The sequence below is a fragment of the Methanohalobium sp. genome, from assembly GCF_046546175.1.
In the GTDB taxonomy this organism is placed as follows: domain Archaea; phylum Halobacteriota; class Methanosarcinia; order Methanosarcinales; family Methanosarcinaceae; genus Methanohalobium.
Map to the genome: position 1 here is coordinate 1 of NZ_JBKGYF010000055.1, position 11,257 is coordinate 11,257.

The window sequence follows — 11,257 nt, forward strand, 5'->3', positions numbered from 1 at the left end:
AAGATATAGCATCTGAACAGATGATGGAGATGCATCCAATGATGAGGTCGTTCTTTGGTAAAGAATGATATAAATATAGAGGTGTGATTGATCTATGAATATAGTACTTTTTGGACCGCCTGGTGCCGGTAAAGGCACCCAGGCCAAAGAAATTTCTGAAAATTATCATATACCGCATATATCGACCGGTGATATTTTAAGGGACAATGTTAAAAATGGTACTGAACTTGGTAATAAGGCAAAGGAATATATGGATAAAGGTGAACTTGTCCCTGATGAAGTTTTGATTGGTATCATCAAAAACCGGTTGATTGAACCTGATTGTAACAACGGTTATATACTCGACGGATATCCAAGAACTATCAATCAGGCAGATGCGCTTGATGAAATTCTTGAAAACCTTGGAAAATCACTAGATGTTGTTTTAAATATTGAAGTTCCGGATGAGGAACTGGTGACCCGTTTAAGTGGAAGGCGTATTTGCAGTAACTGCGGAGCTAATTACCATCTAAAGTTCAGCCCGCCCAGTAAAGACGGAATATGTGATGTATGTGGTGGTAAACTCTATCAGCGTGATGATGATAAAGAAGAAGTTATTAAACAGAGACTTGAAACCTATAACAACCAGACAGCACCTTTGATAGGTTACTATAAAGAAAAGGACATTCTGGTAAATATTGATGGTACTGGAAAAGTCGAAGATGTTTTTGAAGATATACGTAGCGTTCTTGATAATCTGTAATAATTAGTATTAATTAATGAAAAAACTGGTGTGGATTGCTTTGGCACAGTCATCTTCTAATTTGAAAAGAAATCTGGATTACCTTTTGCTGGCTTTTGGGATATCATTGATGGTATTCGCAGTTATCAGTGATTTCAGGCAAAGTCTAGGTGAATTTGTAGGGTTACTAATGAACCCTCTGGTTGCACTTGTGGGGCAGGAAAATTTCCATATCCTGTTATTTATAATGGCGGCAATAACCGCACTTTATGCATCCCTTATTCAAAAATATACCATTGATTGGGATTTGATGAGAAGAACCCAGGAACGTATGAAGGCTTTTCAGAAAGAATTCAGAGAAGCGCAGCTGTCCCAGAATAATTATAAGCTCAAACAGCTTGAAGAACAGCGTTCTGAAATGATGGGTGACCAGATGGAAATGTCAAAGCAACAGTTCAAACCAATGGCTTATATTAGTATCATCTCTCTTCCGTTATTCATGTGGGCATATTATTATATCAGTGGTCATACAGGGGCTACAATGGTCTTCCCTTTTATAGGTGAAATGGAGCTTGTAAAAACTGTGATTGGTCCAATTCAGTTCTGGATACTGTGGTATTTTATAACATCACTTGCCATCAGTCAGTTGATAAGGAAGGCACTTAACATTGGTGGAGCTTAAATGTTATTGACAATTAGTGGGTTGCCGGGAAGTGGAACAACCACGGTATCAAAATTACTTTCAGAATATTATAACGTGGACTTGGTTTCGGCAGGTGAAGTTTTTCGGAAACTGGCAAATGAATATAATATGACACTTGAAGAATTTGGCAATCTTGCTGAATCTGATCCATCAATAGACCTTAAAATAGACCAGCGTCAGCATGAAATAGCCAGTCAGAAAAACAATTGCATACTAGAAGGAAGACTTGCAGGTTATATGGCTGAAACTGATAATGTAGTTAAAGTCTGGTTAAAAGCACCACTTGATATACGTGTTAAACGGTTGATGGACCGGGAAGGTGGAATATTTGATGATGTTTTTGAATCCACTAAAAAACGTGAGGCATCAGAAGATGTAAGATATAAAGAAATACATGGCATAGACCTTGGAGATTTATCGATTTATGATATTGTATTAGATACCAGTCGATGGAATCAAAATCAGATAGAAGATATTATCAAGGTATCAATCGATGTTCTTGGTGGATTTTCCTGAGTAAATGCGGCTTAAAACAAATTACTTATTTTAGATATTATGGATTTACAATATACAGATGCAGCTCCAGAGATAAGAATAGAAATTGAACGAGGACAGGTTCAAAAATCAAAATCCAGACCATTTACAAATCCTGATTATGGTTGTCTGCCTGAACACCGCTCTCTAAATGATTATATTAACATGGGAGTTGTTAACCTTGACAAGCCGAAAGGTCCGACAAGTCATGAAATCACTTCATGGGTTAAGGATATTTTAAAAATTAACAAAGCTGGACATTCCGGTTCACTGGACCCTAAGGTAACAGGTGATTTGCCTATAATGTTGCAGAAAGCTACTAAAGCCATAGGTCCACTAAGGCTTTCAACTAAGGAATATATTTGTTTGATGCAGTTGCATGATACAATAACAGCAGATGAAATCATCCGGGTATGCAAGGACTTTGAGGGGCCAATCTTTCAGAAACCACCCATAAAATCGGCGGTTAAACGCAAACTGCGAATACGTACTATCTATTATCTTAATATATTGGAAATAAAAGGTTCATCTGTTTTGATTAAAGTTGGATGTGAAGCTGGTACTTACCTGCGGAAATTGTGTGCAGATATAGGTGAAGCTATTGGATGTGGGGCACATATGCAGGAACTTAGAAGAATAAAAACAGGACCTTTCTGTGAGGACAATATGGCTACGTTGTATGATCTAAAGGATGCGTACGTCTTCAGGGAAGAGTATGGTATTGAATCAGAATTAAGGAAGTTTATACAGCCTGTGGAGACAGCTCTCATTCATCTGCCAAAAATTGTTATACGCGACAGTGCTGTGGATGCAATCTGTAGAGGGGCTTCTCTGACAGTACCAGGTGTTGTTAGTCTGGATACAAATATATATAATGGAAATACAATATGCCTGTTCACTCAGAAGGGCGAAATTGTAGCTATTTGTAAAGCCAGCATGGAAACCGATGAAATACTGGAAGCAGGAAACGGTATTGTGGCTATCACCGAAAATGTAATAATGGCTGCAGGAACTTACCCAAGAGCTTGGAAAATCAGAACAATCCGGAACTAAAACAAAAACAATAAATATAGTAAAATAAATCACAATATCCCAAAATGCCGAGGTAGTCTAGTGGAAAGGCGCGAGCCTGGAAAGCTCGTGGGGCTTTAGCCCCTCGGGAGTTCGAATCTCCCCCTCGGCGCTCTGGTAACTTTCAGGAATTAATTTTATATAACAACAATTCTATCTTACGCTGTTATAATACAGGTTCAGACTTGAACTTCTTAAAACTAGAATGCCTTAAAGGCTGCGTCGGAACTTCTATTTATAGTTTCGGGGCTACGGGATGTATTACAAACCGCATCCTTAAGGAGGATATTAAATGGCAAATGAAGAAATAAGACATCTTGTTCGTGTAATGAACACTGATCTGCCCGGTGATCAGCCGGTAAGGTTGGCTTTAACCGGAATCAAAGGAATAGGAAGGCGAACAGCAAATATAATCGTGAAAGGTTCAGGTATAGACCCTAGTACCAAAATAGGATATCTTTCAGATGAAGAAATAGAAACCCTTAATTCTACAATTAACAAATTTGAAAATTATGTACCATCATGGATGCTTAACAGACAAAAGGATCCATATTCAGGGGAAGATAAACATCTTTTAGGCCAGGATATTTTCATGGCAATCAGAGAGGATGTTAACACACTCAAAAAGACCCGTGCATACCGTGGTATAAGGCACGAGAGAGGATTGAAGGTAAGAGGTCAAAGAACCAAATCGACTGGAAGAGGCGGTTCAACAATCGGTGTTAGCAAGAAAAAGAGCTGATTTTTAAATCGATTCAATTAAAGGTGATTAAATATGGCATATCCTGGTAAAAAGCGTAAAAGTTTCGATACTCCAAAGCATCCATGGCAGTCTGCCAGAATGGTGAGTGAGGTTGAATTAATCAAAAAATATGGTCTTAGAAATAAAAAAGAAGTCTGGAAGGCGCAAAGTATTCTCAGGAAATATAGGGAGGAAGCGCAGGAACTTCTCGCAGAAACCGCAGAGGCTGAACTCACAGGTCATTTAAGAAAAGAAGCAGACCAGATTCTTGCAAAACTTAAAAGATACGGTATTCTCAAAGAGGACGCTGTCATTGATGATATTCTTGCACTCTCAACAGATTCAATACTTGACAGAAGACTGCAAACACAGGTTCATAAACTGGGACTTGCAAGGACTCCTCTGCAGGCACGACAATTTATTACCCATGGCCATATTGCAGTAAACGGAAGAAAAGTTACAGTTCCCAGTAAAATGGTTACAAAAGATGAAGAAATGGCAATAGACTATTATGGAGGGTCACCTATATCAACAGAATCACACCCTGAGAGACCTGACCAGATTGCGTCATCTATTGCAGAAGAATAAGGAGGATAAGATATGGCACAAGAGATATGGGGTATTGCACACATAAACTCATCATTTAATAATACCATCATAACCGTTACTGACCTCACAGGTGCTGAAACACTTGCAAAGTCTTCTGGTGGGATGGTTACAAAAGCCGCAAGAGATGAAAGTTCACCTTATACTGCCATGCAGATGGCTCGACAGGTAGCAGATATGTTGAAAGATAAAGGTGTACAGGGAGTTCATATAAAAGTAAGGGCACCTGGAGGGAATAAACAGCGAAGTCCTGGACCAGGTGCACAGGCTGCAATCAGAGCTTTTGCAAGAGCAGGAATCAGAATTGGTAGAATTGAGGATGTAACACCTGTCCCACATGACGGAACACGTCCTGAAGGCGGAAGAAGAGTATAATATAGTCTTAAATTAAAATAAGGGATATCAAGTTATGACAGCAAAAGTAGAAGTGCTTGAATTATCCGAAAGGTCATCGAGGTTCAGACTTTCTAACACGACACCAGCATTTGCAAATAGTATACGTAGAGCCATGTTGGCTGATGTACCTACTTTTGCAATTGATGACCTAAACCTCTATAATAATACATCAGTACTTTATGATGAACAGCTTGGACTTCGTCTGGCATTGGTTCCTCTTTCAACAGAAAATATGGATGACTACACAACCCAGGAAGAGTGTACCTGTGAAGATGGATGCCCTTCCTGCGAAGTATCCATCACCTTGAATGCAGAGGGTCCAAAAATGGTGTATTCAGGGGACCTGATATCATCTGACCCTGGTGTACAGCCGGCAGATGCAAACATTCCTATTATAGAGTTAAAGGATGATCAGAGGATGATGCTCGAAGCACTTGCACACAAAGGATTTGGTAAGGATAATGCAAAATGGCAGGCAGGTATTGCCTGTGGTTACAAAAACTTACCTGTGATACATGTCAATGGTTGTGACAAGTGCGGACTATGTGTTAGTGAATGCCCAAAAGGAATAATTTACCTTGATGATGAAGGTGCAAAGGTAGCAGATGAAGACTTGCTGGATTGTATTTTGTGTAAATTATGTGAAGAAGCTTGTGAAATAGATGCGATATCTGTGAAAGAGGATGAATCATCATTTTTGTTCACAGTTGAATCAGACGGTTCCTATACTTCAGAGCAGTTAATTATAAATGCAGGGAATACTATCAAGGCAAAAGCTACTGAAATGAAGGAAATATTGAGTAATTTATAAACATTTAAATATAAATAGGAGAATATAACTCTCCTATTACATACATCCCATGTGCGGGGGTTGCCGAGCCCGGCCAAAGGCGCTAGGTTGAGGGCCTAGTTCCGTAGGGATACGCGAGTTCGAATCTCGTCCCCCGCACCAAAACCAAAACTGATTTTTTTTAAAAAATTAGCAATCAACATACATGAGTTTTTCAGCATTGGATTCTATTAAATCGCGGTACACAAGTTTTTGACACCAGGATTCGGGAATATTTTTTTCACCATAATAGGCTCCTGCAAGCTGACCATATATAGCACCGGTGGTATCAGCGTCATCACCCAGATTTACAGCCATCAGGCACCCTTCTTTGAATGAGGAACATTTATAAAAAGCCCATAGTGCAGATTCCAATGTTCTGGGTACATACAATGCAGCTTGGATTTCGGGTGGTTCTTTTTTCCTGAAAGATCCAGCTGCAACTTCACCGATTTCAGGACAGAGTGGATTATTTTCCCAGTATCCATTGACAGGTGTATAAAAATCAGTTAGAAATTCATTTTTTGAAACGTTATTTAAAGCTCCAATGATTAGAGCTGCCATATATCTACAGGCATCCACTGCAATTTTTGAATTATGAGTGGTTCTGGAACTGTCTCCTGACTTTTTAATAGCTATTTCAGGTTTTTTGGCAAAAGCCAGTGGTACAGGTGCAAGTCTCATCAGTGACCCGTTTGTAACAGCATTTTCATTTGTTTGTCTTATCGGTTTATGAGTAATTTCAAATTCTTTGAGACTATTTGTTGCAGTAGGACCAATACCAAAACTTTGGCTCTGGCTACTCAAATAACCGGTTTTATACCATTTTAGGTAGCGCTCTAGCTGGTCAATAGGGTCAAAAGATTTTTTCATAATAAGACTTTCTGCAAGGCATAAAGCCTGTGATGTATCATCTGTCCATTCCCCGGGTTTCAAACCAAACACTCCTCCACCAATCATGTCATTAATGGGTTCAAAGGTACCTGGTGGTTTTGATTCCAGAGGAGCACCAAGTGCATCCCCAACGGCAAGTCCCATAAGTGCACCTTTGTATCGTTCAACTAAATCCATGAGTTACTCACAAATATGTATATGGCACTTGCAATATTAAGGATATTGGGTACTAGTGAGTGGTAATTATCTATCAAAAACCCAATACTATTTTAAGCACAGATACCATATTTTATCTGATAATTAGTTACTCAGATAAAAAAAGAGCGATATGTTGTTACAATAAATTCTCAGGAAGAATAATCAATAATTTTCGATAACTGACCTGACAATATTTTTGTAGTCCTCTTTGAGCATATAGATATTATGGTCCCCGGTTACATCTATGCTGAGTATGCCAAGTCTTGTATTCATTAGTCCCACCATAGCTGATACTCCCCGATAACTTACGTCAAAATCATGGTAGCGGAGATACTCATAGACATCACCAGTAGTATATGAACTACCTTCTAAAAATAGTTTGAGTACTGCTTTGCGTATACCAGTAGTATCACGACTAAGATACTTGGTGAGTCTTGATCTTACTCGCTCTTCTATTGTTTCCAGTACTAACACCTCTGAACCAATTATAGATTTTTTTACCTTATAAAACTATGGTAGTTTAAGCTGATAACATTTAATTTTTCAGAACGCAACAGACTAACATCATCTTTATTTATAAATTTTGGTATTTAAATCGGAAGAGTTTCAACAACCAATCCATTTTTTAATGGATATCTTTCGATTATTGATGTAGAGCAACCAATATTTTTTAAATCATCTGCTATATCTTCAAGAATCCACCATGCAATATCGATTTTGATGTCTACTATTTGGAACATATTTTCGGGTACATATAGTTCTTTCAACATTTTTATAGTATTTTCAAAATCTCCTGGCTCAATTACACCGTATACAATAGTACCATCATCTGTGATATCATCAAATGGACGGGAAGTTTTCTCAGCAGTACGAATCAGCCGTTTTTTAAATTGTACCGCATCCTTATAGCTGGATGAACAAAAATGAATTTTTGTATCTTTATAATTGTCAGTCAGAATTTTGGCAATCTCTCTGGATTTTGATGCAGCATTGGATGTATCATCACGAAGGTTGTAATAATGCTTTTTTAACTCATTTGAATTTGAATCTGTAAATTCAAGTTCATTGAGATTCAGGAATCCTTCTGTTTTCTGGATGAATTCTGCTACGTATTCGGCATTATCTATTGCAGGAATCTCTATACCTGCTGTCAACCCGGTTTCGATTGCAGTCTTGATTGAATTTGAAAATGGCGAATTTTCTATATTTTTCCATATTTCCTGAGGTGGATGGAACCTTATTTCATCCAATCCGGCATTTTTGAGTTTAATTAGTGTATCTTTATCAGCATTGATGGATGTATACAGGTGAATATGGTGTTTTTTTCCAAATTCTGATTTTAAAAGGCTAATATAATGCAGTGTGCGCTCGAGTTTATAGAGAGGTTCTCCACCTGTGATGCCGGTACCTAGTGCATTCATTTGTTTAACTTCATTGATAACATCAGAGTCAGAATAAACCAAAGTCTCATTGGCATATACGGTATCTTCTTTACGCTCTTTAGAAAGTGGACAATAATAGCAATTTCTTCCGCATATACCGGTAACAAACATGACCATTTTCGCTCCCATCTGACAGAGTCTGCATCCCTCTGATAAATGGTTGTAGAATGAACCAGAATCATCTAATGTTATGTTTTTCATATCGCTACATTGTATTTACTATTTATATATAAATCTTGACCGGTCTGTTTTTAAGTTGTTTGTTCATAAATCTATGTATGCCCGGATATGATGGACTCATTGCGATTATTAATTGTAAAAAATGCGGCAAATGTTTTAATATATGTCCTAACAATGCGCTTTACGGAACAGGTGAGACTGTAAAAGTAGATTATGAAAAATGTGATTTGTGTATGAAGTGTATCAATCAATGCCAGTCAATTGTATATATGGAATAAAAAATGGAGTTACTGAAACTCCATTTTATTGCTCGCCGTTTATCCAATAATCAACTTTTTCAGGATTATTTTCAATCCATTTGGAAGCTGCCTCTTCGGCAGGAGTACCGTTTTGAATATCAGCCATTACAGATTCTACATCTTCCATGGACCACCCGAATCTGGTCAGAATTTCATAGGCTTCTGGTTTATCCTCACTCATACCCTGGCGAGCCAATGTTACAATCTGGTCTTCTCCATAAACGCCCTTTGGGTCATCCAGATATTTTAGGTCCCAGCGGCTTAATGCCCAGTGAGGATTCCATAGTGTTACAACAATTGGTTCATCCTTATAATATGCTGGCTTTAAGTGCAGAAGCCATGCCATCGCTGATGCTTGACATCAAATCATTTTCAAGATTGTATTCTTCAATTGCGGTTTCTGTCTGTGACATAATACCTGCAGCAGAGTCGATGCTAGTAATAGTTGCATCAAGTTTTCCTTTATTGTCATTAAGGTCTTCGATGGAATCTATCTCCATATATGTGGGTACAACAAGTCTGGTGGCACCCCCCTCAAGATTTGGTTTGACCTTGTCGATTTGATCTCCATATTCATTCCAGTAGTTTTCCTGGGTGTTTGGTAACCATCAGCAGGCTGAAAAATCAACATTTCCACTGGCTATAGCTTGATACATGGCACCAACAGCTACAGAGTCATTTCAACTTCATATCCGTTTTTCTCAAAGACCTGTTCTACAACATTTGTGGTTGCTATGGCGTCATCCCATTGGACATATGCAATTGATACACTATTGTCTTCGGTTTCAGTACCACAATTGTCGTTGGTATCGTCTTCTGTACCACTGCCCTGGTCTGTTGCACAACCTACACCATCAGTAGCTAGGATTAATACTAACCCAATAACTAGCAGCGATTTTATTTTATTATTATAGTCACTAACATAACATTCGTTGTATAAAATTATCCACAATAAATTTTTTATCCACCCTTTTGCAAAACTGATGTTTGCTGAGAATCGCATGAACGCTTCATAAATCAGCTGTCTCATATGTTCGGTATCGATGACGAAGAACCTGGATATTACACTCCTAATACTCTTCCATATTTTGTATTATTCTGAGGTGATGTTTCATCGAGGAACCCGATGATGGCATTCTCATCCAATTCGGGAATGTTTTTTAAAAATCTCGTCAGCATCTACAGGTTTGCGGTAATCATGCTGATAAGGTTTAGCTTATTTCATACCAAATTCTTTGAGTATCCTTCGTATCTGCATGAGGCTGTATTCTACACCAAACTCATTTAATATGAGTTTTCTGACCTAATTTGTAGTCCAAACGTTTCTGGATTTGAGTATCTGTTTCAGCTGGTCTTTCTACTGCTGTGTGAGTTTTGATGGTCTGCCACCGGTGTATCGCGGAATCAATCCATCATATCCAGACTCATTCCATCTCTTCTGCCATCGATGACCTACAGTACTCGATGTGCCTACCCGTTCGGAAGAAACTATGACACTGTCACTTTCATAGCGGTACTTGATAAAATATAATCTCGTCAGTACTCTTGCGTATTTCACATGTTTTATAAGGTCTAGAATTTCATTGTAAGTGATATGCTTTTTAATGGGATTCTGTTCAGATTTTGTCATAATAAGATATATTGATGTAAGAGTTCATATATTATGTGTTAGACTATAGTTTTCAACTATATTCCTCTTTATCATTTATATTTGCTTCTGAAGCAAATATATTTTATGAGATATAACGGATTGAACCGCAGGATATAGTTAATAAATATGAAATAATAAGAACAAGAAAAAAAAAAGTTAGAGGTTAATTATTCCTCTTCTCCAAGCCAGGCATTAACTTTGTCTGGATTATCTTCAACCCATTTTTCAGCAGCCTCTTCGCCGCTCATTCCCTCTTCAATGTACGCCATAACCTGCTCATTGTCGGCAAGATCCCAATTGAATCTTTCAAGGATGGCATATGCCTCAGGCTTGTCTTCCTGAAGACCCTGTCTTGCTATGGTAACGATGTCGTCTTCTCCATATACATCTTTTGGATCATCAAGGTATTTGAGGTCCCAGCGAGCAAATGCCCAGTGCGGGTCCCAAAGTGTTACAACTATTGGTTCATCATCTGATATGGCGCTTTTAAGTGAAGTAGTCATTCCAGTATCGCTGCTGGATTGCAATTCATATTCATCGAGTTCATATTCTTCAATTGCAGTTTCTGTCTGTGACATAATACCTGCACCAGAGTCGATACCAGTTATAGTACCGTCAAACATATCTTCATTACCTTTAAGGTCTTCTATGGAATCTATATCTACAGATTCCGGAACTACCAAACCAGTTTTCACTTCAGGTGTGTTTGTTCCCACTCTGTCAATCTGGTCACTATACTCTTCCCAGTAGTCTGCCTGTGTTTCAGGTAACCATGCACAGACCGAGAAATCAGCATCATCGTTTGCAATTCCCTGATACATTAGACCAGCTTCAACGTTATTGAGTTCAACCTCGTATCCAGCTTCTTCATAAACTTCCTTTACCACATTTGTGGAGGCTTCAGCACTTGCCCAGTCTACATATGCGATGTTGACACTCTTTTCTTCAGTCTGCTCACCTGTTCCATCTTCAGTCTGCTCACCTGTTCCAT

Annotated in this window: 17 protein-coding genes and 2 tRNA genes; 11 read left to right on the plus strand and 8 right to left on the minus strand. The window is 38.4% G+C overall.

Features of this window, described 5'->3' with window-relative positions:
- Positions 1-94 precede the first annotated feature (94 nt).
- From ACLFMM_RS06790 to ACLFMM_RS06835, 10 genes are all read left to right on the plus strand, one after another.
- Entirely contained in the window at positions 95-742 is a 648-nt protein-coding gene (locus ACLFMM_RS06790) for an adenylate kinase (protein ID WP_410807968.1), read from the plus strand.
- Between the two features lie 16 nt (positions 743-758).
- Complete coding sequence (locus tag ACLFMM_RS06795) at positions 759-1,403, plus strand: DUF106 domain-containing protein (protein ID WP_410807970.1); 645 nt, start codon at positions 759-761, stop codon at positions 1,401-1,403.
- Positions 1,404-1,940, plus strand: a complete 537-nt coding sequence (gene cmk / locus ACLFMM_RS06800) for a (d)CMP kinase (RefSeq protein ID WP_410807971.1) — start codon at positions 1,404-1,406, stop codon at positions 1,938-1,940.
- Positions 1,941-1,979: 39 nt separating this feature from the next.
- Entirely contained in the window at positions 1,980-3,011 is a 1,032-nt protein-coding gene (locus ACLFMM_RS06805) for an RNA-guided pseudouridylation complex pseudouridine synthase subunit Cbf5 (RefSeq protein WP_410807972.1), read from the plus strand.
- Between the two features lie 46 nt (positions 3,012-3,057).
- A tRNA-Ser gene (locus ACLFMM_RS06810) sits at positions 3,058-3,141 on the plus strand.
- A gap of 180 nt (positions 3,142-3,321) precedes the next feature.
- The gene (locus tag ACLFMM_RS06815; RefSeq protein ID WP_410807973.1) at positions 3,322-3,771 is read left to right on the plus strand and encodes a 30S ribosomal protein S13; all 450 of its coding nucleotides are present in this window, start codon (positions 3,322-3,324) and stop codon (positions 3,769-3,771) included.
- Between the two features lie 33 nt (positions 3,772-3,804).
- A complete protein-coding gene (locus tag ACLFMM_RS06820; protein WP_410807974.1) occupies positions 3,805-4,359 on the plus strand; it encodes a 30S ribosomal protein S4 in 555 nt (184 codons plus the stop codon).
- 12 nt (positions 4,360-4,371) lie between these two features.
- Positions 4,372-4,752 (plus strand): 30S ribosomal protein S11, encoded by a 381-nt coding sequence (locus ACLFMM_RS06825; protein WP_410807975.1) that lies wholly within the window; start codon positions 4,372-4,374, stop codon positions 4,750-4,752.
- 34 nt (positions 4,753-4,786) lie between these two features.
- Positions 4,787-5,584, plus strand: a complete 798-nt coding sequence (locus ACLFMM_RS06830; protein WP_410807976.1) for a DNA-directed RNA polymerase subunit D — start codon at positions 4,787-4,789, stop codon at positions 5,582-5,584.
- A 53-nt stretch (positions 5,585-5,637) separates the two neighbouring features.
- Positions 5,638-5,725: transfer RNA gene (locus ACLFMM_RS06835), tRNA-Leu, on the plus strand.
- Positions 5,726-5,752: 27 nt separating this feature from the next.
- Here ACLFMM_RS06835 and ACLFMM_RS06840 read toward each other — a convergent pair.
- The 3 genes from ACLFMM_RS06840 to ACLFMM_RS06850 all read right to left on the minus strand — a co-directional run bounded on the left by ACLFMM_RS06840 (position 5,753) and on the right by ACLFMM_RS06850 (position 8,337).
- Positions 5,753-6,673 (minus strand): ADP-ribosylglycohydrolase family protein, encoded by a 921-nt coding sequence (locus ACLFMM_RS06840; protein ID WP_410807977.1) that lies wholly within the window; start codon positions 6,671-6,673, stop codon positions 5,753-5,755.
- Between the two features lie 183 nt (positions 6,674-6,856).
- Positions 6,857-7,168: a DUF2551 domain-containing protein gene (locus ACLFMM_RS06845; protein WP_410807978.1), complete on the minus strand. Its 312-nt coding sequence runs from the start codon at positions 7,166-7,168 to the stop codon at positions 6,857-6,859.
- 116 nt (positions 7,169-7,284) lie between these two features.
- A complete protein-coding gene (locus ACLFMM_RS06850) occupies positions 7,285-8,337 on the minus strand; it encodes a radical SAM protein (protein WP_410807979.1) in 1,053 nt (350 codons plus the stop codon).
- 77 nt (positions 8,338-8,414) lie between these two features.
- Between ACLFMM_RS06850 and ACLFMM_RS06855 the strand changes: the two genes are divergently transcribed.
- Positions 8,415-8,594: a 4Fe-4S binding protein gene (locus ACLFMM_RS06855; RefSeq protein WP_410807980.1), complete on the plus strand. Its 180-nt coding sequence runs from the start codon at positions 8,415-8,417 to the stop codon at positions 8,592-8,594.
- A gap of 25 nt (positions 8,595-8,619) precedes the next feature.
- Here ACLFMM_RS06855 and ACLFMM_RS06860 read toward each other — a convergent pair whose 3' ends face one another.
- The 5 genes from ACLFMM_RS06860 to ACLFMM_RS06880 form a co-directional block, all read right to left on the minus strand.
- Positions 8,620-8,961: a glycine betaine ABC transporter substrate-binding protein gene (locus tag ACLFMM_RS06860; RefSeq protein ID WP_410807981.1), complete on the minus strand. Its 342-nt coding sequence runs from the start codon at positions 8,959-8,961 to the stop codon at positions 8,620-8,622.
- Entirely contained in the window at positions 8,924-9,175 is a 252-nt protein-coding gene (locus ACLFMM_RS06865) for a glycine betaine ABC transporter substrate-binding protein (RefSeq protein WP_410807985.1), read from the minus strand. The genes ACLFMM_RS06860 and ACLFMM_RS06865 overlap by 38 nt, the downstream gene beginning before the upstream one ends.
- Positions 9,176-9,282: 107 nt before the next feature.
- The gene (locus ACLFMM_RS06870) at positions 9,283-9,645 is read right to left on the minus strand and encodes a glycine betaine ABC transporter substrate-binding protein (protein WP_410807982.1); all 363 of its coding nucleotides are present in this window, start codon (positions 9,643-9,645) and stop codon (positions 9,283-9,285) included.
- A 327-nt stretch (positions 9,646-9,972) separates the two neighbouring features.
- Positions 9,973-10,245, minus strand: a complete 273-nt coding sequence (locus ACLFMM_RS06875; protein WP_410807983.1) for a helix-turn-helix domain-containing protein — start codon at positions 10,243-10,245, stop codon at positions 9,973-9,975.
- 188 nt (positions 10,246-10,433) lie between these two features.
- Positions 10,434-11,257, minus strand: an 824-nt coding sequence (locus ACLFMM_RS06880) for a glycine betaine ABC transporter substrate-binding protein (RefSeq protein ID WP_410807984.1), incomplete at its 5' end; no start/stop codon positions are given.

Coding starts and splice junctions, on each gene's coding strand:
- ACLFMM_RS06790 (WP_410807968.1), top strand. CDS start 95: ATGAATATAGTACTTTTTGGACCGCCTGGTGCCGGTAAAGGCACCCAG.
- ACLFMM_RS06795 (WP_410807970.1), top strand. CDS start 759: ATGAAAAAACTGGTGTGGATTGCTTTGGCACAGTCATCTTCTAATTTG.
- cmk (WP_410807971.1), top strand. CDS start 1,404: ATGTTATTGACAATTAGTGGGTTGCCGGGAAGTGGAACAACCACGGTA.
- ACLFMM_RS06805 (WP_410807972.1), top strand. CDS start 1,980: ATGGATTTACAATATACAGATGCAGCTCCAGAGATAAGAATAGAAATT.
- ACLFMM_RS06815 (WP_410807973.1), top strand. CDS start 3,322: ATGGCAAATGAAGAAATAAGACATCTTGTTCGTGTAATGAACACTGAT.
- ACLFMM_RS06820 (WP_410807974.1), top strand. CDS start 3,805: ATGGCATATCCTGGTAAAAAGCGTAAAAGTTTCGATACTCCAAAGCAT.
- ACLFMM_RS06825 (WP_410807975.1), top strand. CDS start 4,372: ATGGCACAAGAGATATGGGGTATTGCACACATAAACTCATCATTTAAT.
- ACLFMM_RS06830 (WP_410807976.1), top strand. CDS start 4,787: ATGACAGCAAAAGTAGAAGTGCTTGAATTATCCGAAAGGTCATCGAGG.
- ACLFMM_RS06840 (WP_410807977.1), bottom strand. CDS start 6,673: ATGGATTTAGTTGAACGATACAAAGGTGCACTTATGGGACTTGCCGTT.
- ACLFMM_RS06850 (WP_410807979.1), bottom strand. CDS start 8,337: ATGAAAAACATAACATTAGATGATTCTGGTTCATTCTACAACCATTTA.
- ACLFMM_RS06855 (WP_410807980.1), top strand. CDS start 8,415: ATGCCCGGATATGATGGACTCATTGCGATTATTAATTGTAAAAAATGC.
- ACLFMM_RS06860 (WP_410807981.1), bottom strand. CDS start 8,961: ATGGCATGGCTTCTGCACTTAAAGCCAGCATATTATAAGGATGAACCA.
- ACLFMM_RS06870 (WP_410807982.1), bottom strand. CDS start 9,645: ATGAGACAGCTGATTTATGAAGCGTTCATGCGATTCTCAGCAAACATC.
- ACLFMM_RS06875 (WP_410807983.1), bottom strand. CDS start 10,245: ATGACAAAATCTGAACAGAATCCCATTAAAAAGCATATCACTTACAAT.